We start from the raw sequence: 20,387 nt of genomic DNA on the forward strand, positions 1-20,387 counted from the left end.
GGTGCGCAGCACGATGCCGTCGTCGCGGAAGAGGCTCATCGCACACCCCCGCGGGCATTCGGCCGGGGGTCCGGGGGTCGTCCCCCGGGACAACACAGCATGATCCGGTCCGCCTCGCCCAGCTTCTGGGTGCGCAGCACGATGCCGTCGTCACGGAACAGACTCACCGCACACCCCCGCGGGCATTCGGCCGGGGGTCCGGGGGTCGTCCCCCGGGACAACACAGCATGATCCGGTCCGCCTCGCCCAGCTTCTGGGTGCGCAGCACGATGCCGTCGTCGCGGAACAGACTCATGGGATCCATTGTCGCCTACGCGGGCACCGGGGATGCCGGTGTCCGTGGTTGTGGTCGGCTCGGGCCCGCACGGGGGATCACGGCGAGGGCCCTTCCCCGCGGGCGCGGGCGGGCGCCGTCGGCCGGGTACGGTGGCGGCGCCCCGAAGGGCCATGGGGCTTCCGGAGCCGGTGGCCTGGGGTAAACCCCCCTACGGACAAGGCAGTTGCCCGGATGGGGTGGGCGCGTGGGGTCCGCGAGGCTCATGGCCATGAAGCAGATGACGAAAAGCCTCGCCCTGATCGCGGCCGCCTCGGGGGTCGTATTCGGTGGCCTGACCCCGCTGTCCGCCTCCGCCGCCTCCGAACCGACGGCGCTGAAATGGACCAAGTGCGAGGGCAGCGGCCTCGATCCGCGTCAGCGGTGCGCGACCGTCTCCGTGCCCATGGACTACGCCGACCCGCACGGCCCGAGGATCGAGATCGCCGTCTCCCGTATTCCCAGTGAGCGTCCGGACGCCCGGCGCGGTGCCCTGCTGCTGATCCCGGGCGGGCCCGGCGGGGACAGCATGAACGATCCCTCGGAGAAGGGGCAGAAGCTGCCGCAGAAGGTGCGGGACGCCTACGACCTGATCGGGTTCGCGCCGCGCGGCATGGCGCCCTCGACGGCCGTCGACTGCGGTCTCGAACACCGGGACCTGGCCCGGACGACCCTGCTTCCCTGGCCCGCCGTGAACGGCTCGGTCGACACGACCATGGCCGCGGGCAAGCGCATCTCCGATGCCTGCGCACGCAACGGCGGCGAACTGATCCGGCACATCAGCACCCTCAACGAGGCCCGCGACCTGGACCGTGTCCGCGCCGCGCTCGGCGAGCGCAAGGTGTCCGCGTGGGGCGTGTCGTACGGCACCTACGTGGGCGCCGCCTACCTCCAGTTGTTCCCGCAGCGCACCGACCGTGTCGTCCTGGACAGCAGCGACAACCCGGACCCCGTCCTCGCGGAGCGCGCCTGGCTCGCCGCGTTCGAGCGGGGCGCCGAGGACAACTTCCCGGAGTTCGCCACATGGGCGTCCGCACCCGGCAATCCGGACCGTCTGACCGGCACGGCCGCCGAGGTGCGTCCGCTCTTCCTGCGCCTCGCCGCCCGCCTCGACCGCGAGCCGATCCCCTGGCCGGGCGCCAACCCCGAGGAGCTGAACGGCAACGTCCTGCGCCAGTCGATGCTCGACTCCTTCTACGACCCCGACGACTACCCGGCCCTCGCCAAGCTGATCCTCGCCGCCGAGAAGGGCACGGTGCCGCCCGCGCCGGCGGGTCCGCCCGAGGCCGTCCTCCAGAACGTCACCGCGGTCGCCGCCGCCACCATCTGCAACGACGCCGACTGGCCGGGCGACCCGGAGGTGTACCGCAAGGGTGTGGCCGAGAGCCGCGCCCGGTACCCGCTGACCGGGGGCATGCCGAGGAACGCCATGCCGTGCGCCGCCTGGCCGTGGGAGCCGAAGGAGGCGCCGGTGCACGTCACCGGCCGCGGCCCCTCCACCATCCTGATGGTGCAGAACGAACGGGACCCGGCCACCCCGCTCAGCGGCGCCCTCAAGCTCCGCGAGGCCCTCGGCCGGCGTGCCGTCATGGTCACCAACGACTCCACCGGCCACGACGCGTACCTGGGCAACGGCACCGCGTGCGGCGACGCGACGGTGTCCCGCTTCCTGGCCACCGGCAAGCGGCCCGCCGCGGACCTCTACTGCGGGTGAGCGCACCTTCCGTACCGGCGGGCCAGGGCGTGGAACGCCTCCTTCGGTTCCCAGTGCCAGTCCGAACCCGGGTCGTCGGGTCGGTCCTTGATCGCCTTGGCGATGCCGTAGCTCGCCATGTCGAGGTCGTGGCGCGGGTCGTCGGGGCGGTGGGGGGCGTCCGCGGTGAGGAACTCGAAGGCCATCGCGGCGTAGAGGCCCATCGACTCGAAGACGTCCAGGAGTTGGGTGAGGTAGACCGCCTGGGTGTGCTCGCTGCGGACGACGTTGCCCTTGATCTCCGGCGGGTTCTTGTCGTAGTCGACGATGTCCCAGCCCATGCCGCCGGCCTCGGGGGCGCCGACGAAGGTGCAGGTGCCGAACTCGGTGATGGCGACGGGTTTGCCCCAGCGCAGGTACTGCCGCAACTCGCGTACGTAGTCACGCGGTTGACGGAAGTACGAGTAGTAGTCGATGCCGACCACGTCGAACAGGTTCCAGTCGACCCGGTCGTCCTGGGCGGCGGCGTAGCTGAGGCGGCCGTGGAAGACCGAGCGGCCCACCCTGGCTGCCTTGGCGGTGAAGCGGTCCAGTTCGCGCTGCATCCGTACCGGGTCGTAGTGACCCTTCATCCGGTTCTCGACCCGCTCCAGGACCGTGTCCCCCGGCAGGATCCCGGGCACGAACAGCCAGAACTCGCAGCCCACGCTGAACTCCACGCTCGCACCCTGTCGGCGCAGCCGCTCCGCGAACCGGCCGCACTCCGCGAGGTGGTCGAGGATGTCCCGCTGCGGGACGTCCCCGAGGGTCGGCTGGAGCCACACGTGCAGTCCGCGTTCGGCCGCCTCGGCGGCGGTGGCGGTGAGGCGTTCGACGCCGTCGCCGGTGACGTCGACGGTGTCGGCGTGCAGGTCGTCGTGGATGGCCCGGATGTCGCCGCGCATCCGGGCGGTGCTGAAGGCGGTGCCGGGCGTCTCGCCCGCTCCGACGGTGTAGACGACTCCGTGGCGCCTGAGTCCGGGCTTGCGCGCGTTCCCTTCCGCCCGGGCCGCCGGCAGGAGCAAAGCAGCCCCGGCCCCTGCGACCCCCGCCAGAAACCGTGCCCGGTCGATCCCCGCTGTCTTCTCCATGCCGCCACTGTGTCGGCCACGGGCGGGCCTGTCCGTCCGCCGATGGTCTACGGCGGTGCAACCGAGGGATGAGCCCCGGCGTCGATCATTGAAGAGATCGGCTGCTGTCCCCGAGCGAAGGAGAACGAGATCTTGGGCTCCGGAAACCTGTCCCGACGCACCCTCCTGGCCGCCGGTACGGCCACCTTCCTGACCGGCACGACCGCGTATGCCGCCGACGACGACGTCACCACCCGTCTGCGCGCGCTGGAAGAGCGGTACGACGCGCGGCTGGGTGTCTTCGCGCTCCACCTCGCTACCGGGCGGTCCGTCCGGTACCGCGCCGACGAGCGCTTCCCCATGTGCTCCGTGTTCAAGACCCTCGCGGCCGCCGCCGTCCTGCGCGACCTCGACCGGCACGGCGAGGTGCTCACCCGCCGGATCCACTACACCGAGGACGACCTGGTGATCCCGGGCTCGGACCGGACGGCCGAGCACCTGGCGGAGGGCATGACGATCGCCGAGCTCGCCGAGGTGGCCATCACCTACAGCGACAACACGGCCGGCAACCTCCTCCTGCGCGAACTCGGCGGTCCCACCGCCATCACCCGCTTCGCCCGCTCCCTCGGTGACGGGGTCACCCGCCTCGACCGCTGGGAGCCCGAGCTGAACACCGCCGAGCCGTGGCGGCGCACGGACACGACGAGCCCGTACGCCGTCGGTCGCACCTACGGCCGGCTGGTCCTCGGCGACGCGCTGAACCGCCGGGACCGTGGGCTGCTCACGCACTGGCTGCTGAACAACACGACCAGCGTGAACCGGTTCCACGCGGGCCTGCCGAAGACGTGGACGATCGCCGACAAGACGGGCAGCGGCTCCTACGGCACGGCCAACGACGTGGGCGTCACCTGGACCGAAGACGGCGACCCGATCGTCCTGTCGGTGCTGTCGACCATGCCCGCGCCGGACGCCGTACGGGACGACGCCCTGGTCGCCGACGCGGCACGGGCGGTCGCCGACACCCTCACCTGACCGGTCGGAACCGGCGTACGTACCGGCGCTGCCACGGTGTCTCCACCGCGCGCCGGTCGTAGTGCTCGCGTACGTACGCCACGGCCTCCTCGGGCCGTACGCCGTCCAGAACCGCCAGACAGGCCAGGGCCGTTCCGGTGCGGCCCCGGCCGCCCCCGCAGGCGATCTCGACCCGTTCGGTGGCCGACCGCTCCCAGGCGTCGGTCAGGACACCGCGGGCCTCCTCCCGGTCCGTCGGCAGCCGGAAGTCCGGCCAGTGGAGCCGGCGGGAGGCCCAGGGGACCTCCGGCGGGCTGCCGCCGAGCAGATAGACGCCGTACGACGGTGTCGGCGCGTCCGGATCCAGCGGGTGCCGCAGGCCCCGGCCCCGGACCAGGCGGCCGGACGGCAACCGGAGGACACCCGCGTCCTGTTCGTCCCACACCTTCATGACCCCATTCGAACCCGTCATCGACTCCCGGGCAACCGAATCCGTCCCCACCGTGGTCTGGTGGGCGAGGGAGGGTGCTTGATGCAGGCCGAACAAGAGGATCGGTTCCAGGAATTCGTCAGAGCCAGGTGGTCGCACCTCGTGCGGACCGCCTATCTGCTCACCGGTGACGCCCATCTCGCCGAGGATCTGACGCAGACGGCGCTGGCGAAGGCGTACCGCTCCTGGCGGCGCGTGTCGGGCAGCGACAACCCCGAGGCGTACGTCCGGCGGATGCTCGTCACGTGCAACAGCGACCGCTTCCGCAAGCGGCGCGTCAAGGAGTCGCTGACCGACGCGCCGCCGGAGCGGGCGGGCCGGGACGAGGCCGTGGCGCGGGTCGACGAACGCGGGGTGCTGCTGGGCGCGTTGGCCGGGCTGCCGCCCAGACAGCGGGCGGTGGTCGTGATGCGCTACTGGGAGGACCTGTCGGAGCTGGAGGTCGCCGAGGTGCTCGGCTGCTCCCAGGGCACGGTCAAGAGCCAGGCGTCCAAGGGGCTGGCGAAGTTGCGTACGTATCCGGGGCTCGCGCAGGTCATGGACCGCGCCCCGCAGGGAGGCACGAAGTGAGCGAACAGGAGCGGGACTTCGAGGAGCAACTGCGGGAGCTGCTCGCCGAGGACGCGTACACGATCCGGCCGTCGCCGGTGCCGTATCCGCAGATCCGCCGTCAGGGCGTGGTCGAGCGGCGCCGCCGGGTGGCGGTGGCCGGCGCGGTCCTGGTGACGCTGGCCGCGGTGCCGGTGGGGGCGTTCGCGCTGGACGGCGGGGGAACGGGGGTGGCGGACACGGCGACGACACCGACGGCGTCCGCGAGCGCCACCCGGGCTCCCACCTCCACCCCCTCCCCCACCCCGAGTGGGCCCGCCGGGCCGGCCACGGCCGGGCAGTTGCGGGACGGGATCACGCTGGAGCAGTCCGTGGACGGGCTGGGCAAGTGCCTGGCGTGGCAACGCCACAACGAGGCCCAGGGCTCCGGCAAGATGAACCTGGGCACGGCGGACGACTACCGGATCATCCTGGCGCTCGACAGCACCGGCGACCTCAACTCGCCCGGTGACGGCGTCTTCGTGGTCGCCGTGAAGGAGAAGGCGACGCGGGTCCGGCTGGTCTGCAACGTCAAGGGCGGCGTGGGCTCCGGCCTCAACACCGTCATCGGCAACGAGCGGCAGCCGGACTCTCCGCCCGTGCTGGTCGACGTGAACGCCAACAAGCTCTACCAGCAGTCGTTCATGAACAAGGGCAAGTGGAAGCTGCCGTTCAGCTGGGGCTTCATCGGCTCGGTCGATCCGACGGTGGCCAAGGTGACCGTCTCCTACGGCGGCGTCGTCAGCCAAGCCGTCCTCGACCACGGCTGGTTCGTCGCCTCCGGCACCCTGACGGAACAGGTCACCAAGAACCCGCACGTCAAGGGCTACGACAAGGGCGGCAAGCTGATCTACGACTCCGACGAGGACACGACGTACCAGCAGACGATGTAGCCGCGGGACCCGTCGAGGAGGGGGCGCCGTACAGGGGTCGGCGCCCCCTTCCGACGGACATGCCGGGACGACCCGCCCGTCACGGGGTCCCCGGCGTCACCATGCCCGACTCGTAGGCCACGATCACCAGTTGCGCCCGGTCCCGCACCTCGAGCTTCCCCATGATCCGGCTGACGTGGGTCTTCGCGGTGAGCGGGCTGAGGCCCAACGCCTGCGCGATCTCCGTGTTGTTGAGGCCCCGCGCGACCAGGGCCAGCACCTCGCGCTCCCGGTCGGACAGGCACTCGGGGCCGTTGCCCGCCCCGGGGACCGGCATCGACGGGCTGCGCAGGAACCGTTCGATCAGCCGTGCCGTGGGGCCCGGGGACAGCAGCGCCTCACCGGCCGCGACCGTCCGGATGGCGTCGAGGAGTTCGGCCGGCCGGGTGTCCTTGACCAGGAAGCCGGAGGCCCCCGCGCGCAGCGCCTCGACGATGTTCTCGTCGGTGTCGTACGTGGTGAGGACCAGCACCCGCACCCCGGCGAGTTCCTCGTCGGCCGCGATGAGCCGGGTCGCCTCGATGCCGTCCAGGTCGGGCATGCGGATGTCCATCACCACCAGGTCGGGCCGCACTGCGCGGGCCGCCCCCACGGCCTCCCGCCCGCTGCCCGCCTCGCCCACGACCTGCATGTCCCGCGCCGACTCGACGAGCATGGCGAACGCGGCCCGCACCAGCGTCTGGTCGTCGGCGAGCAGTACGCGGATGGTCATACGGTTCCCTCCCCCATGGTGAGCGGCAGCGCCGCCGTCACCTCGAAGCCACCGTCGGGGCGTGGCCCGGCGTCGAGTGTGCCACCGACGCTGCGGGCCCGCTCCCGCATGCCGACCAGCCCGAACCCGGGGGTGCCGCCGGGGGTGGGCCCGGTGCCGTCGTCGCTCACGGCGAGGCGCAGGGCGCCCGGTTCGTCGTACAGCCTCAGCCGTACGGCGGGTGCGGGTCCCGCGTGCCGGACGGCGTTGGTGAGCGCCTCCTGGACGATCCGGTAGGCGGCGGCGCCGACGGCGGGTGGCGGCTCGGTGCGGATGCGCAGGTCCTGTTCGACGCGGGCGCCCGCGAGCCGTGCCGCAGCGACGAGGTCGGGCAGGCCGTCGAGGCCGGGCAGCGGGCCGCGCGCGTCCGGTGAGCCGTGTTCGCGCAGCACCTCCAGGGTCGTACGCAGTTCGCCGCGCGCGGTCCGGCAGGTCTCGGCGATGTCGTCGAGAGAGGCGGCGACCGCCTGCCGGTCTAGGCGATCGGGGTCGGCGGCCAGGACGTGCGCTGCGACGGAGGTCTGGACGCCGATCAGGGTGATGGTGTGGGCGAGCAGGTCGTGCAGGTCGCGGGCGATGCGCAGGCGTTCCTCGGCGACCCGGCGGCGGGCCTCCTCCTCGCGGGTGCGTTCGGCACGGACGGCCCGTTCGACGATGGCGGCGACGTACTGGCGGTAGTAGCGGACGTCGATGCCGCAGAACAGGACGGCGATGATCCAGCCGGAGGTCCGCAGGAGTTCGACGGCCTGGTGGGCGCTGACGGTGAGCATGACGCTCGTGGAGACGACGAGGACGGTGGCGCCCGTCAGGATCGTCCGCAGCGGGCGGCCCGTGACGGCGACCGTGTAGAGGGCGACGTAGGCGGCCGGGGTGGGCGCGAGGTGGTTGTACTCGAATGCGTGGTACGGCACGATCAGCGCCACCACCGCGGCCAGCACGAGCAGCGGACGGCGGCGCCGCCACACGATCGGCACGTGGGCGGCGAGCAGCAGCGTCCAGCCGACGGAGTCCGGGCGGCGGGCCTCGTCGGTGAACAGGCCGAGGCACACGGCGAGAACCGCCAGGGCGACGGCGAGCAGCGCGTCGTTGCGGGTGCCGTGCGGGGCGGTCCGCGGGTCGCGGTTGACGGCCGCCATGATCCGTTCGCCGAGCCGGGGGTTCCTGGTCTCCTGCACGGGCTCATCTTCCGGGACTTCCGGGCCAAGGGCGCCCCTCCGGGAGGGAGGGGCGCCGGTCGGGAGCGTGGTCACACGCGTTCCGGCTCGCGCTCGGCCCGTACGGGCGGCTCGGGCGTCCGGGACAGCGGACCCGGCCACCACACCTTCCGCCCCAGGGCGACGGCGGCACTGGTGACGAGGTAGGTCCGCACGAGGAAGGTGTCGAGGAGAACGCCCACCGCGATCACGAAGCCCAGCTCGACGAGTTGGACCAGCGGCATGTTGGTGAGTACCGCGAAGGTGGCGGCGAGGACGAGTCCGGCGGAGGCGATGACCCCGCCCGTGGTGCGCAGCGCGGTGAGGGCGGCGGTGACGGGTTCGGTGCCGGCGAGGGACTCCTCGCGCATCCGGTGCATCAGGAAGATGCCGTAGTCGACGCCCAGGGCGACCAGGAAGACGAAGGACAGCAGCCCGAGTCCCGGATCGGTGCCCTCGAAACCGAACACCGGCCCGAAGACCAGTCCGCCGATGCCGAGGGCCGCGGCCCACACGGCGATCACGGCGGCCACCAGGATCAGCGGCGCGACCAGTGACCTGAGCAGGGCGATCAGGATGAGCAGCACGGAGACGAGGACGATCGGCACGACGATCATCCGGTCCCGGCTGTTGGTGTCCTTCAGGTCGAGCTGCTGGGCGCTCGGGCCGCCGACGTAGGAGCCGTCGAGTCCGGCGCGCAGTGCCTTGATGGTGGCGGTCTCCCCGGTGGACTGGGGGGCGCCTTTCGCCGTGACGGAGATCTCGGTCCAGCCGTCTCCGGTACGGCCCTTCCGCGCGCTGTCGACGCCCTCGGTACCGCGGATCGTGTCGAGGGTGGCGTCGGCGCGGCCGGCCGGGGTGATGACGGTGACGGGCTGGGTCCCCCGCTCGGGATACGCCTTCGCGAGCGTCTCCATGGCGGCGACGGCGTCGGGTGTGCTGGTGAAGGAGTCCTGCTGCTTGATGGCGCCGGGCAGGTTCAGCACGCCCAGCGCGAGCACCCCGAGCAGCACGGCCCCGCCGGCCAGCACGGTGAGCGGCCGCCGTCCGGCCGAGCTGCCCATGGCGGCGAACAGCGACCGGCGGACCTTGGGTGTGCTGCCGTGGCGGGGGACGAGCGGCCAGAAGACCCGGCGGCCGAGCAGCACGAGGACCGCGGGCAGCAGCGTCATCATCGCGGCGAGCGCGCACAGCACGCCGACCGTCCCGAGCGGACCCATGCCGCGGCTGCTGTTGAGGTCGGCGGCGAGCAGACACAGCAGCCCGGCGGCGACGGTCCCGGAGGAGGCGAGCACAGCGGGCCCGCAGCCCTTCAGGGCGGCCGCCATGGCGTCGTACGGCCGCTCGGTGCGCCGTAGTTCCTCGCGATAGCGGGAGACGAGGAGCAGGGCGTAGTCGGTGCCCGCGCCGAACACGAGGATCGTCATGATGCCGGCGCTCTGGCCGGTCACGGAGGTCCCGAACCCCTGGTTGAGCCCGTAGGCGACGGCCCGTCCCAGGAACTCCGACATGCCCGCGACGCCGAGCGGCACCAGCCACAGCACCGGACTGCGGTAGATGACGATCAGCAGCAGGGCGACGACCGCGGCGGTGGTGTAGAGCAGCGGTCCGCCGAGCGAGTCGTAGACCTCGGCGGCGTCGGTGGCGAGGGCCCCTTCCCCGCCGACGTCGACGCCGAGCCCGGCGCCGCCGCGGGCGATGTCCCGCACGTCGTTGACGAGCCGGTCGCGGGCCTTCTCGTCCGTGCCCGGCTCGGTGCTGGCGACGGGGTACATCACGGTGGTCCCGTCCGAGGACGGGATGCCCCGCGGCTCGGCGGTGAGGGTGTGCTCGTCCGCGATCCGCGCGATCTGCGCGGCGGCGGTGGTCCTGTCCGCCGCCGTCAGCCCGCCGTCCCGGTGGTAGACGACGACCATCTGCGTGGCCTCGCCCCCGGGCAGCCGGTCCTGGATCTTCGCGACCTGCGTCGAGTCGGCGCTCGCCGGCAGATAGTCCACGGCCCGGTCGTGCTGCACGTCCGCGAGCTTCGACGCGAACGGCGACACGGCCGCCAGGACGACGATCCACAGCCCCAGCACCAGCCATGGCACGGCTCGACGCCGCCGTACAGATGTCTTCGCGGCCCCCATGACGGGCCCTCCTCCGGTCGAGTGTCTGAGTCGGTTCCAGACTCCCGGCAGGGAGGGCGCGAATCGTCGGGCGGGAGGGCGAGTCGGGGGCTACTGCCGGGGGTGACCCGCGGCCGGCGGTTACTCCCCCGGGAGTATCAGGACGGTGTCCTGGCCGCCGCCAGCAGCCTGCTCACGTCGTCCGCGCAGATCGTCAGGGCCGTGCCGATCGTGCTGAGGGCGTCCCGTTCCGGTGGGGTGTACGGGCCGTCCGCGAGGGCGATGCGGGCCGCCTGCAGGAGGATCGATTCGCGGCCCGCGGGCGCGAGGTGGGGGGCGAGCGGGTCGAGGGCCTCGTGGAGCTCTATGGCGAGACCGGCGGCGCAGGGGCGGTCGTAGACCCGGCCGGTGTCCTCGGCGAGCGCCTCGACCAGCGCCTCCAGCTGGTCCTCCGTGCAGTCGTCGAAGCCCGCCGCGCGGACCGTGGCGGCCGCGACCTCCAGGGAGGTGCGGGAGCAGGTGCCGCCCGCCGTCAGGACCGCCAGCGCGACCGTGTGGACGGCGTCGCGGAGCATCGCGGAGAAGCGGGTCGTGGTCGGGTGGTCGAGGACGTCCGTGCCGAAGTGCCGTTGGCAGGCGGCGCATTCCGTCACCGGGCCGGTGTCGCCGCGCGGCAGGACCGGAACGCCGAGGAGTGTGAAGCGGCGGCGGCCGGTCAGGCGCCGGTAGTTGCGGTCGCCCCCGCATCCGGGGCAGAAGAACTCACCGTCGCCGACGGTGGTCCACGCGGTACGGGTGCCCAGGAGGCGCGCAGGCCTGGTGGCACGGCCGTTTTGTCCCCGTCCTGGCAGCACGTCGCACCTCCGTGTAACCCCGCGGCAACATCGCCGCGCTTGCGTGATGTTAGCCACATGAGTGAGGTGGAGTCAGCACCTCTGACGAGACCTGCTCGTGACCTCCACGCGCCGATGGCCGATAAACGACGGGGCCTTGATCGCCGTATACAGCGATCAAGGCCCCAAAACTGCCGGTCAGAGTGACTATCGAGCTGCCCGGTTGACGGCCGAGACGACCGCCTTCAGCGACGCACGCGTCGTGTTCGCGTCGATCCCGATTCCCCACAGAACCTTGCCGTCGATCGCGCATTCGATGTAGGAGGCGGCCTGCGCGGAGGCGCCCTCGCTCATCGTGTGCTCCTGGTAGTCCAGCAGCCGGGCGTCGATGCCGACCTTGGCCAGCGCGTCGAAGAAGGCCGAGATCGGGCCGTTGCCCGAGCCGGTCAGGACGGTGTCGGCGCCGTCGACCGTGGCCTCCACCTTCAGGGTGTCCACCCCGTCGGTGTCGGTGGTCGACTGGCCGTTCCTGACCTGGATACGGCCCCACGGGTTCTCGGGGTTGGGCAGGTACTCGTCCTGGAAGGTGGCCCAGATGTCCGAGCCGGTGACCTCGCCGCCCTCGGCGTCCGTCTTTGCCTGGATGAGCTTCGAGAACTCGATCTGCATCCGGCGGGGCAGGTCCAGCTTGTGGTCGTTCTTCAGGACGTACGCGATACCGCCCTTGCCGGACTGCGAGTTGACCCGGATGACGGCCTCGTAGGAGCGGCCGACGTCCTTCGGGTCGATGGGCAGGTACGGGACCGCCCACTCGATGTCGTCGACGGTGACGCCCTTGGCCTTGGCGTCGGCCTCCATCGCGTCGAAGCCCTTCTTGATGGCGTCCTGGTGGGAGCCGGAGAAGGACGTGTAGACCAGGTCGCCCACGTACGGGTGGCGCGGGTGGACCTCCATCTGGTTGCAGTACTCCCACGTACGACGGATCTCGTCGATGTCGGAGAAGTCGATCTGCGGGTCGACGCCCTGCGAGAACAGGTTCATGCCCAGGGTGACCAGGTCGACGTTGCCGGTGCGCTCGCCCTGTCCGAACAGACAGCCCTCGACGCGGTCGGCGCCGGCCATCAGCGCCAGCTCGGCGGCGGCGACGGCGGTACCGCGGTCGTTGTGCGGGTGGATCGAGATGCACACGTACTCGCGGCGGGAGAGGTTGCGGTGCATCCACTCGAAGCGGTCCGCGTGCGTGGAGGGGGTCGAACGCTCCACCGTGGCGGGCAGGTTGAGGATGATCTCGCGGCCCGGACCCGGCTGGTAGACGTCCATCACCGCCTCGCAGACCTCCAGCGCGAAGTCCAGCTCGGTGTCGGTGAAGATCTCGGGGCTGTACTGGTAGCCGAACTCCGTCTCGGGGCCCAGCAGTTTCTCCGCGTACTCCATCACCAGGCGCGTGCCGTCCACGGCGATCTGCTTGATGTCGTCCTTGGAGCCGCGGAAGACCACGCGGCGGAAGACGGGCGCGGTGGCGTTGTACAGGTGGACGGTGGCCCGCTTGGCGCCCTTCAGGGACTCCACGGTCCGCTCGATCAGGTCCTCGCGGGCCTGGGTCAGTACGGAGATCGTGACGTCGTCGGGGATGACACCGGGCTCCTCGATGATCGAGCGCACGAAGTCGAAGTCCGTCTGGCCCGAGGCCGGGAAGCCGACCTCGATCTCCTTGTAGCCCATCTTGACCAGCTGGTCGAACATCCGGCGCTTGCGCTCGGGCGACATCGGGTCGATCAGGGACTGGTTGCCGTCACGCAGATCGGTGGAGAGCCAGCGCGGGGCGACGGTGATCCGCTGGTCGGGCCAGGTGCGGTCGGGGATGTCGACCTGCTCGTACCGGCCGTACTTGTGGATCGGCATGGTGCTGGGCTGCTGGCGGTTCGCCATGATTGCGGGGCTCCTCAGGATGTCCGGGAAGGACGGCCGACACGCAACGCGAAGCTCCGCGGGGAGGGAGTCGACCTGGACTACAGGCCCTCGCCGCGGCAGCTAAGAAGAAGCAGCCCGAAACGCATGATGCGAAGCATGCTAGCCGAGCCTCTTCGGACGCGGGGCGCCGTATCAGTATGCGGGACCGGAGAAACCAAAGGGAGAAAACGGGGCGAAAAGTGCGCCATACCACTTCGTCACGGAGAGTGCCCGTTCCTGTCCGTATATTTCACCAATCATGGTTGCGACTAGTGACACCTCCATGACCCAGTGCAAGGGTGCCCGGCATGACGACAAACGGGGGCTTCGAGCCCGTCTTCTGCACCGTCGTTCCGCCGCATGTCCTTGACAGGCTGGCGCGGAACGACGACCCCGCACTCTCCGGTCCCGCCCAGCGCACCCTGATGCGCGACAGCGAACTGCGCGGCAAACGAAGGGTCACCACCGAGTACTCCCTCGCCGTGGCACCGCAGGCGAAGGCTCCGTCGGACCGACCGCTGCGCACCCTCTACGACGCCGGGCACAGGACCGGCCTCCCCGGCACCGAGGTGCGCGCCGAGGGCTCCGACCCCGGCCAGGACGCCACCGTGAACCGCGCCTACGCCGGCCTCGGCGCCACCTTCGAGCTGTACCTGAAGGCCTACGCGCGCCACTCCATCGACGGCGACGGCCTCCCGCTCGACGCCACCGTCCACTACGACGAGAACTACAACAACGCCTTCTGGAACGGCGAGCAGATGGTGTTCGGCGACGGCGACGGCGAGATCTTCCTCGACTTCACCATCCCGATCGACGTCATCGGCCACGAACTCACGCACGGCGTCACGCAGTACACGGCGAACCTCACCTACTACGGCCAGCCGGGCGCCCTCAACGAGTCGATGTCCGACGTCTTCGGCTCGCTCATCAAGCAGTACACGCTCGGCCAGACCGCCGCCGAGGCCGACTGGCTGATCGGCGCGGGCCTGCTCGCACCGAGGGTCTCCGGCAAGGCCCTGCGTTCGATGAAGGAGCCGGGCAGCGCCTACGACGACGACGTGCTCGGCAAGGACCCGCAGCCCGCGACCATGGACGACTTCGTCCGCACCGGCCGCGACAACGGCGGCGTCCACATCAACTCCGGCATTCCCAACCACGCGTTCTACCTGGTCGCGACCGCCCTCGGCGGCCACGCCTGGGAGCGCGCGGGCCAGATCTGGTACGACGTCCTGACCGGCGGCGAGCTCTCCGAGAAGGCACTGTTCACCGACTTCGCGGGACTCACCGCGAAAGCCGCGCGCAGGCTCTACGGTGACGGCAGCGACGAACTCCAGGCCGTGTCGAAAGCCTGGGAGCAGGTGGGGGTGCGGATCCTGTGAGTCCGTACTAGACAGGGACCCATGCGTATTCAGGTGAGGCGCACGGGCGGGTTCGCGGGCATCGAGCGGCACAAGGTGGTCGACACCTCAGGGCTGCCCGATGCCCGCGCATGGCACGCCCTGGCCGAGAAGGCGTTCGCGGCAGGCCGCGACACCCGGTCCGTCGGGGTTCCGGACGGCTTCAGTTACGAGATCACCGTGGACGGCAAGACCGTGTACGCGGCCGATCCCCGGCTGACGGAGGAGCAGCGGACACTGATCTCGAAGGTGCTCAAAGAGGGTGCGTAACTGGTTGTTCACGCCTGCCCGTTGACTTCCCTACCCGCCAGTACCGATGATCCGGCGCATGGCGACTGAAGAGCATGCGATCCCCCGGTTCCCGGCCGGCTTCCTGTGGGGTGTCTCGACCTCGGCCCATCAGATCGAGGGCGCGGTGGACGAGCGTGAGCGGTCCGTGTGGGACACCTTCACGGCCGAACCGGGCCGGGTGAAGGACGGTTCGACGGCGGCGGTGGCCTGCGACCACTACCACCGCTACCGCGAGGACGTGTCCCTTCTCGCCGGCCTGGGCGTGGACGCGTACCGATTCTCCATCTCCTGGCCGCGCGTGCGGACGGACAAGGGCCTGGACTTCTACGACCGCCTGGTGGACGAACTGGCCGCGGCGGGCGTGCGTCCGGTGCCGACGCTCTTCCACTGGGACCTGCCGGTGTCCCTCCAGGAGGAGGGCGGCTGGCTGGAGCGGGACACCGCTTCCCGGTTCGCCGAGTACGTCTCCGTCGTGGCCGAGCGTCTCGGTGACCGCGTCAAGAAGTGGATCACCCTCAACGAGCCCGCCGAACACACCCTGTTCGGCCACGCGCTCGGCGCCCACGCCCCCGGCAAGCAGCTGATGTTCGACGCGCTGCCCGCCGCCCACCACCAGCTCCTGGCCCACGGCCTGGCCGTCCAGGCCCTGCGCGCGTCCGGTGCCACGGACATCGGGATCGCCAACTCGCACGGCCCGACCTGGCCGGCCTCCCGGGACCAACCGGACCTGGAGGCGGCCGACTTCTACGACCTGCTGCTCAACCGGCTCTTCGCGGACCCGGTACTGCTGGGCGAATACCCGTCCGGTCTGGGCGACTTGATGCCGGGCGACGTCGCCGCCGACCTCAAGGTGATCAGCGAACCCCTCGACTTCTACGGCGTCAACTACTACGCCCCGACCCGCGTGGGCGCCCCGCAGGGCGAGGACATCGAGTTCGGCGGCCTCACGATCCCCGCCGAACTCCCCTTCTCCGTCCAGGAGATCGAGAACGTCCCGGTGACCGACTTCGGCTGGCCGGTGGTCCCGGAAGGGCTCACCGAACTCCTCACCGCCTTCCACGAGCGCTACGGCGAACGGCTCCCGCCCGTGGTCATCACCGAGAACGGCTGCTCCTACGAGGGCGTCGACGACCAGGAACGGATCGCCTACCTGGACGGCCACATCCGCGCCCTGCACAAGGCCGTCGAGGCGGGCGTGGACGTGCGCGGGTACTTCGTGTGGTCGCTGATGGACAACTTCGAGTGGGCGGAGGGATACGCGCGGCGGTTCGGTCTGGTGCACGTGGACTTCGACGACCCCGAGAAACTCACCAGGACCCCGAAGGCGTCCTACGGCTGGTTCCAGGAGCTGTTGCGGGCCCAGAAGTGACGACGGTCCGCCCGGACGCCCTCGCCGAACCCGTCGAACGGGTCGGCAAGGGCTGGACCGCGTCCCTGTCGCTGGCCAACGTGGCGATCTGGGTGGGCTGGTACGGGCCGTTGCAGATCCTGCTGGCCCGGCAGGCGGAGGACTTCGCGCCCGGAACCGGCATGTCGAAGGAGACCCTGCTGGCCTGGGTGACAGGGGTCGGCGCGGTGGTGTCGCTGGCGGCGAACCCGTTCTTCGGCGCCCTGTCGGACCGCACCACGGCCCGCTGGGGCCGCCGCAGCCCGTGGATCGTGGCCGGTGCGGCGGGCGGCGCGCTGTCGCTGCTGGTGCTCGCCGGTGCGGGCGGTCTGTGGGTCATGACGCTCGGCTGGTGTCTGGTCCAGCTGACCCTGAACGCGTCCTTCGCGGCCGTCACCGCGGCCGTACCGGACCGGGTGCCGCGGTTCCAGCGGGGCGCGGTGGGCGGCTGGATCGGCGCGGCGCAGATCCTCGGCGCGGTCGTCGGCACGGGACTCGCGACCGCGGCGGGCGGCATCGCGGCGGGCTACGCGGCCTGCGCGGTGTTCACCCTGGCGGGCGTGCTGCCGTACGTGCTCGCGCACCGGGATCTGCGGCTGGCGGCCACGGACCGGCCCGCCTGGTCGTGGCGGTCGTTCGCGCGCGGCTTCTGGCTGAGCCCGCGCCGCCACCCGGACTTCGCCTGGGCCTGGCTGACCCGCTTCCTGATCAACCTCAGCAACGCGCTGGTCCTCCTCTACCTCCTCTACTACCTGCGGGACCGCCTCCACTACGACGATCCCGAGCGGGGCGTCCTGATCCTGACCGCGGTGGACAGCGTGGCGCTGCTGGCCACGGTGGTCGTGGGCGGCGTCTGGTCGGACCGGGTGGGGCGGCGCAAGCCCTTCGTGCGCTGGTCCGGGGTGCTGATGGCGGTCGCCACGGGACTGCTCGCCGTCTGGCAGACCTGGCCGAGCGCGATCGTCGTGGCGGCACTGCTGGGCGTGGGCCTCGGGGTGTTCATGTCGGTCGACTTCGCGCTGATGACGGACGTCCTGCCGACGGCCCTCGACCGGGGAAAGGACCTCGGCATCATCAACGTCGCCAACGCCCTGCCCCAGGTGGCCGCCCCCGCGTTGGCGGCACCGATCGTGACGCACCTCGGGGGGTACAGGGCCCTGTACGGGGTGGCGGCGGTGGTGGGTCTGGCGGGAGCGGTACTGGTGGGTCGCATAAGAAACGTCGACTAGACCGTTTTAGGGGCGCGGGGCTGTATCGATGTGCGGCTCCGCCGCGTGGGCGCGGCCAGCCCCAACGGACCCGCGCCCGCCCACCGGCCTCAAAGCGCCCCGGCCTCCCGAGCCGCGTAAACCGACGGATACAACGGCCGATACCCCAGCTCCCGCCGAATCCGCTCGGTAGAAGTGATCACCAGCCACGGATCGGGATCGACCCGCTCGTACAACTCCGCCGGAATCTCGGCCCCGTTGAGCTGATGCAGCTCCACCGCCGTCACCGGCGCGTCGTCGGCGATGTTGTACACCCGCCCCGAGATCCCCGGCGCGTGCAGGATCCGCAGCAACGCCTGGCCGACATCCGCATGGTGCCCCATCTGGAGCCGCTGGTTCGCCGCCCAGTTCTTGGCCCACATCAGGGACTGCGCGAGATGCGGATCCCCCTCGCCGTAGACGAAGGGAAGCCGCCCGACGCGCACGTCGAGACCCTCCATGGCCAGCAACCGCCGCTCGGCCTCCGCCTTGGACTCGGGATAGGCACCCCACATCGCCCCGCCCGGCCGGCTCTCGTCGTCCTCGGTCAGCGGCCGCCCGCGTCCGGTGCCGTATACGAGACCCGTGCTGACCTGCACGAACCTCTGCACCCCGGAGGCCAGCGCGGCACGGCCCAGCTCGACGGCCGCGTCCCGGTTGACCGCCCACGCCTCCTCGTCCGGCACTCCGCGGAAGGACGCGGCGACGTTCACGACCGCGTCGGCGCCCGCGACCGCCTTGCCCAGCACCTCGGTGTCGCGCAGATCCCCTACGACGACCTCGGCGCCGAGTTCGGCGAAGGGCTCACCGCGCGAGGCGTCCCGTACGAGAACCCGCACCTGCTCCCCCGGCCGGGTCTGCGCCAGCAGCCTCGGCACGAAGCGCCGGCCGACCTGTCCTGTCGTGCCTGTCACCAAAGTCAGCATGTTCCGTTCCTTTCGTCCGGACCAGCGTGGAACGGTCGGCCGCGCACCGGGAGAGACCTCTTGATCGGGGGACCGGCAGTCCCTGGATAAGACGGAGGGGCTGCCGCAGGCTGGAGGGGTGAACCGAGCCGAACTCGCCGACTTCCTGCGCCGTGGCCGTGCCCGGCTGAACCCGTCCGACGTGGGCCTCGCGCAGGGCGCCCGGCGTCGCACGCCCGGGCTGCGCCGCGAGGAGGTGGCCCAGCTGGCGGGGATGTCGGTGGACTACTACACCCGCCTGGAACAGTCCCGGGGCCCGCGCCCGTCCCGGCAGATGCTGACCGCGCTGGCCCGCGCGCTGCGTCTGACCGACGTGGAGCAGGACCACCTGTTCCACCTGGTCGGCGAGGAGCCCCCGCGGCGCGAGACGGCGTCGGCGCATGTCCGCCCGGGGCTGCTGCTGATCCTGGACCGGCTGCACGACACCCCGGGGCAGGTGGTGAACGACTGCGGTGAGGTGCTGGCGCAGAACGCGATGGCCAGGGCGCTGGTGGGCGACGTGATGTCACGTCCGCGCCGCGACCGCAACCTGGTCCGCCGCTTCTTCCTGGACCCGGCCGCGCGCACGCTCTTCCCCGAGGAGGACCTCGCGGACCACGCGCGCACCCAGGTCGCCACCCTGCGCGCGGTGGCCGCGGCCCGCCCCGACGATCCGGAGCCGACCGCGCTGGTCGCCGAACTCCGTTCAGCGAGCGAGGAGTTCGCGCGGCTGTGGGACGAGCACGAGGTGTCCCAGCGAGACAGGGCGACGAAACGCTTCGTGCACCCCGTGGTCGGTTTGCTGGAGCTGGACTGCGAGGTCATGGTCAGCCACGAACACCACCACCTCCTGGTGGTCCACACGGCCCGCCCGGGAACGGAGTCCTACGACCGCCTGCACCTGCTGCGGGTAGTGGGCTTGCAGAACCTGGCCCCGACCTGAACCGGCACCCGCTCCTCAAACGCCGGAGGGGCTGATTTCAGCCCCTCCGGCGTTTGAGGACGAGGCCCTTCGGGCCGAAGGGGGGCTGGGGGCGCAGCCCCCAGGGACGGGACGGGTAGGGGCGGCGGGGGCGAAAATCCCCTAGAACCCCAGCTTCCGCAGCTGCCGCGGATCCCGCTGCCAGTCCTTCGCCACCTTCACGTGCAGATCCAGGAACACCGGCGTCCCGAGCAGCGCCTCGATCTGCTTCCGCGACTTGATGCCGACCTCCTTCAGCCGCTTGCCCTTGGGCCCGATGATGATGCCCTTCTGGCTCGGCCGCTCGATGTAGACGAAAGCGTGGATGTCGAGGAGGGGCTTGTCGGCGGGCCGGTCCTCACGGGGCAGCATCTCCTCCACGACGACCGCGATGGAGTGCGGGAGCTCGTCGCGGACACCCTCCAGCGCCGCCTCCCGGATCAGCTCGGCGATCATGACCTGCTCGGGCTCGTCGGTGAGGTCGCCCTCGGGATAGAGCGCCGGGCCCTCGGGAAGCATCGGGATCAGCAGGTCCGCCAGCAGGTCGACCTGCTGGTTCGCGGTCGCCGACACCGGGACGATCTCCGCCCACTCGATGCCCAGCTCCTTGCCGAGCTGGTCGACGGCGATCAGCTGCTCGGCGAGGGTCTTGGAGTCGACGAGGTCGGTCTTCGTGATGATCGCGACCTTCGGGGACTTCTTGATCCCCGCCAGCTCCTTCGCGATGAAACGGTCACCCGGGCCGAGCTTCTCGTTCGCGGGCAGGCAGAAGCCGATCACGTCGACCTCGGCCCAGGTGGTGCGCACGACGTCGTTCAGCCGCTGGCCGAGCAGCGTGCGCGGCTTGTGGAGGCCGGGGGTGTCGACCAGGATCAGCTGGGCCTCGGGCCGGTGGACGATTCCGCGTACCGTGTGCCGCGTCGTCTGCGGCTGGTTCGCGGTGATCGCCACCTTCTGGCCGACCAGAGCGTTCGTAAGGGTGGACTTGCCCGCGTTGGGGCGGCCCACGAAGCAGGCGAAGCCGGCGCGGTGGGGTGCCGCCGACGACGCCGACGACTCGGATGACTGGCTGCGAACGCTCATGCGCCCCATTCTCCCTGATCCACAGAGCCCCGCCGCACAAGCGCCCGAACACCGTCCCGACGGTGAGCTTCCGGTAACCCGACCGCAATGAAACACATCGGAAACA

General features: G+C 71.1%; 19 protein-coding genes and 1 pseudogene. 9 read left to right on the forward strand and 11 right to left on the reverse strand.

Annotation, left to right across the window (positions count from 1 at the left end):
* Window positions 1–163: 163 nt before the first annotated feature.
* Entirely contained in the window at window positions 164–295 is a 132-nt protein-coding gene (locus ACZ48Z_RS17055) for a hypothetical protein (RefSeq protein ID WP_468736888.1), read from the reverse strand.
* A gap of 250 nt (window positions 296–545) precedes the next feature.
* Between ACZ48Z_RS17055 and ACZ48Z_RS17060 the strand changes: the two genes are divergently transcribed.
* The gene (locus ACZ48Z_RS17060) at window positions 546–2,027 is read left to right on the forward strand and encodes an alpha/beta hydrolase (protein WP_468736650.1); all 1,482 of its coding nucleotides are present in this window, start codon (window positions 546–548) and stop codon (window positions 2,025–2,027) included.
* Here the strand turns inward: ACZ48Z_RS17060 and ACZ48Z_RS17065 are convergent.
* Window positions 2,015–3,136: an abortive phage infection protein gene (locus ACZ48Z_RS17065; RefSeq protein WP_468736651.1), complete on the reverse strand. Its 1,122-nt coding sequence runs from the start codon at window positions 3,134–3,136 to the stop codon at window positions 2,015–2,017. The genes ACZ48Z_RS17060 and ACZ48Z_RS17065 overlap by 13 nt on opposite strands.
* A gap of 132 nt (window positions 3,137–3,268) precedes the next feature.
* Between ACZ48Z_RS17065 and bla the strand changes: the two genes are divergently transcribed.
* Entirely contained in the window at window positions 3,269–4,147 is an 879-nt protein-coding gene (bla, locus tag ACZ48Z_RS17070) for a class A beta-lactamase (protein WP_468736652.1), read from the forward strand.
* Here the strand turns inward: bla and ACZ48Z_RS17075 are convergent.
* Window positions 4,140–4,577 carry a phosphatase domain-containing protein gene (locus ACZ48Z_RS17075; protein WP_468736653.1) on the reverse strand — a complete coding sequence of 146 codons (438 nt, stop codon included), beginning with the start codon at window positions 4,575–4,577 and terminating at the stop codon, window positions 4,140–4,142. The two genes, bla and ACZ48Z_RS17075, sit on opposite strands and share 8 nt — an antisense overlap.
* Before the next feature lie 81 nt (window positions 4,578–4,658).
* Here ACZ48Z_RS17075 and ACZ48Z_RS17080 point away from each other — a divergent pair, with 81 nt between their 5' ends.
* A complete protein-coding gene (locus ACZ48Z_RS17080; RefSeq protein ID WP_468736654.1) occupies window positions 4,659–5,186 on the forward strand; it encodes a SigE family RNA polymerase sigma factor in 528 nt (175 codons plus the stop codon).
* On the forward strand, window positions 5,183–6,097 hold the full coding sequence (locus tag ACZ48Z_RS17085) for a hypothetical protein (RefSeq protein ID WP_468736655.1): 915 nt from the start codon (window positions 5,183–5,185) through the stop codon (window positions 6,095–6,097). The genes ACZ48Z_RS17080 and ACZ48Z_RS17085 overlap by 4 nt, the downstream gene beginning before the upstream one ends.
* A gap of 79 nt (window positions 6,098–6,176) precedes the next feature.
* On the opposite strand, the gene ACZ48Z_RS17090 is transcribed toward ACZ48Z_RS17085, so the two are convergent.
* The 5 genes from ACZ48Z_RS17090 to leuA all read right to left on the reverse strand — a co-directional run bounded on the left by ACZ48Z_RS17090 (window position 6,177) and on the right by leuA (window position 12,950).
* Window positions 6,177–6,848 (reverse strand): response regulator transcription factor, encoded by a 672-nt coding sequence (locus ACZ48Z_RS17090; RefSeq protein ID WP_468736656.1) that lies wholly within the window; start codon window positions 6,846–6,848, stop codon window positions 6,177–6,179.
* Entirely contained in the window at window positions 6,845–8,023 is a 1,179-nt protein-coding gene (locus tag ACZ48Z_RS17095) for a sensor histidine kinase (RefSeq protein WP_468736875.1), read from the reverse strand. Before ACZ48Z_RS17095 ends, ACZ48Z_RS17090 begins: the two co-directional genes overlap by 4 nt.
* Window positions 8,024–8,133: 110 nt before the next feature.
* Window positions 8,134–10,209, reverse strand: coding sequence for an MMPL family transporter (locus ACZ48Z_RS17100; RefSeq protein ID WP_468736657.1), 2,076 nt, complete (start codon window positions 10,207–10,209; stop codon window positions 8,134–8,136).
* 137 nt (window positions 10,210–10,346) lie between these two features.
* Window positions 10,347–11,042: a TerB family tellurite resistance protein gene (locus tag ACZ48Z_RS17105; protein WP_468736658.1), complete on the reverse strand. Its 696-nt coding sequence runs from the start codon at window positions 11,040–11,042 to the stop codon at window positions 10,347–10,349.
* 186 nt (window positions 11,043–11,228) lie between these two features.
* Complete coding sequence (gene leuA / locus ACZ48Z_RS17110) at window positions 11,229–12,950, reverse strand: 2-isopropylmalate synthase (RefSeq protein ID WP_468736659.1); 1,722 nt, start codon at window positions 12,948–12,950, stop codon at window positions 11,229–11,231.
* Between the two features lie 329 nt (window positions 12,951–13,279).
* Here leuA and ACZ48Z_RS17115 point away from each other — a divergent pair, with 329 nt between their 5' ends.
* From ACZ48Z_RS17115 to ACZ48Z_RS17130, 4 genes are read left to right on the forward strand one after another with little or no spacing between them, the layout of a single operon-like run.
* Window positions 13,280–14,350, forward strand: a complete 1,071-nt coding sequence (locus tag ACZ48Z_RS17115; protein ID WP_468736660.1) for a M4 family metallopeptidase — start codon at window positions 13,280–13,282, stop codon at window positions 14,348–14,350.
* Between the two features lie 21 nt (window positions 14,351–14,371).
* On the forward strand, window positions 14,372–14,638 hold the full coding sequence (locus ACZ48Z_RS17120; RefSeq protein ID WP_468736661.1) for a protealysin inhibitor emfourin: 267 nt from the start codon (window positions 14,372–14,374) through the stop codon (window positions 14,636–14,638).
* A 46-nt stretch (window positions 14,639–14,684) separates the two neighbouring features.
* The gene (locus ACZ48Z_RS17125; protein ID WP_468736662.1) at window positions 14,685–16,028 is read left to right on the forward strand and encodes a GH1 family beta-glucosidase; all 1,344 of its coding nucleotides are present in this window, start codon (window positions 14,685–14,687) and stop codon (window positions 16,026–16,028) included.
* Window positions 16,025–17,275, forward strand: a complete 1,251-nt coding sequence (locus tag ACZ48Z_RS17130; protein WP_468736663.1) for an MFS transporter — start codon at window positions 16,025–16,027, stop codon at window positions 17,273–17,275. The genes ACZ48Z_RS17125 and ACZ48Z_RS17130 overlap by 4 nt, the downstream gene beginning before the upstream one ends.
* A gap of 89 nt (window positions 17,276–17,364) precedes the next feature.
* Here ACZ48Z_RS17130 and ACZ48Z_RS17135 read toward each other — a convergent pair whose 3' ends face one another.
* Window positions 17,365–18,219, reverse strand: a complete 855-nt coding sequence (locus ACZ48Z_RS17135) for an NAD-dependent epimerase/dehydratase family protein (RefSeq protein WP_468736664.1) — start codon at window positions 18,217–18,219, stop codon at window positions 17,365–17,367.
* Between the two features lie 118 nt (window positions 18,220–18,337).
* On the opposite strand from ACZ48Z_RS17135, the gene ACZ48Z_RS17140 reads away from it, so the two are divergent.
* Entirely contained in the window at window positions 18,338–19,180 is an 843-nt protein-coding gene (locus tag ACZ48Z_RS17140; RefSeq protein WP_468736665.1) for a helix-turn-helix transcriptional regulator, read from the forward strand.
* Here the strand turns inward: ACZ48Z_RS17140 and ACZ48Z_RS17145 are convergent.
* A pseudogene (locus ACZ48Z_RS17145) lies at window positions 19,162–19,344 on the reverse strand (cobyrinate a,c-diamide synthase); the annotation flags it as partial. The gene ACZ48Z_RS17140 and the pseudogene ACZ48Z_RS17145 sit on opposite strands and share 19 nt — an antisense overlap.
* Window positions 19,322–20,290, reverse strand: coding sequence for a GTPase Era (era, locus tag ACZ48Z_RS17150; RefSeq protein WP_468736666.1), 969 nt, complete (start codon window positions 20,288–20,290; stop codon window positions 19,322–19,324). The gene era and the pseudogene ACZ48Z_RS17145, both read right to left, overlap by 23 nt.
* Between the last annotated feature and the right edge of the window lie 97 nt (window positions 20,291–20,387).

The organism is Streptomyces sp. NPDC031225, from assembly GCF_055570355.1.

Excerpts from the sequence above, each read along its gene's own strand:
- ACZ48Z_RS17095 (WP_468736875.1), bottom strand. The coding sequence starts at position 8,023 with ATGGCGGCCGTCAACCGCGACCCGCGGACCGCCCCGCACGGCACCCGC.
- ACZ48Z_RS17075 (WP_468736653.1), bottom strand. The coding sequence starts at position 4,577 with ATGAAGGTGTGGGACGAACAGGACGCGGGTGTCCTCCGGTTGCCGTCC.
- ACZ48Z_RS17055 (WP_468736888.1), bottom strand. The coding sequence starts at position 295 with ATGAGTCTGTTCCGCGACGACGGCATCGTGCTGCGCACCCAGAAGCTG.
- ACZ48Z_RS17135 (WP_468736664.1), bottom strand. The coding sequence starts at position 18,219 with ATGCTGACTTTGGTGACAGGCACGACAGGACAGGTCGGCCGGCGCTTC.
- leuA (WP_468736659.1), bottom strand. The coding sequence starts at position 12,950 with ATGGCGAACCGCCAGCAGCCCAGCACCATGCCGATCCACAAGTACGGC.
- ACZ48Z_RS17065 (WP_468736651.1), bottom strand. The coding sequence starts at position 3,136 with ATGGAGAAGACAGCGGGGATCGACCGGGCACGGTTTCTGGCGGGGGTC.
- ACZ48Z_RS17125 (WP_468736662.1), top strand. The coding sequence starts at position 14,685 with ATGATCCGGCGCATGGCGACTGAAGAGCATGCGATCCCCCGGTTCCCG.
- ACZ48Z_RS17060 (WP_468736650.1), top strand. The coding sequence starts at position 546 with ATGAAGCAGATGACGAAAAGCCTCGCCCTGATCGCGGCCGCCTCGGGG.
- era (WP_468736666.1), bottom strand. The coding sequence starts at position 20,290 with ATGGGGCGCATGAGCGTTCGCAGCCAGTCATCCGAGTCGTCGGCGTCG.
- ACZ48Z_RS17080 (WP_468736654.1), top strand. The coding sequence starts at position 4,659 with ATGCAGGCCGAACAAGAGGATCGGTTCCAGGAATTCGTCAGAGCCAGG.
- ACZ48Z_RS17115 (WP_468736660.1), top strand. The coding sequence starts at position 13,280 with ATGACGACAAACGGGGGCTTCGAGCCCGTCTTCTGCACCGTCGTTCCG.
- ACZ48Z_RS17100 (WP_468736657.1), bottom strand. The coding sequence starts at position 10,209 with ATGGGGGCCGCGAAGACATCTGTACGGCGGCGTCGAGCCGTGCCATGG.
- ACZ48Z_RS17120 (WP_468736661.1), top strand. The coding sequence starts at position 14,372 with ATGCGTATTCAGGTGAGGCGCACGGGCGGGTTCGCGGGCATCGAGCGG.
- ACZ48Z_RS17090 (WP_468736656.1), bottom strand. The coding sequence starts at position 6,848 with ATGACCATCCGCGTACTGCTCGCCGACGACCAGACGCTGGTGCGGGCC.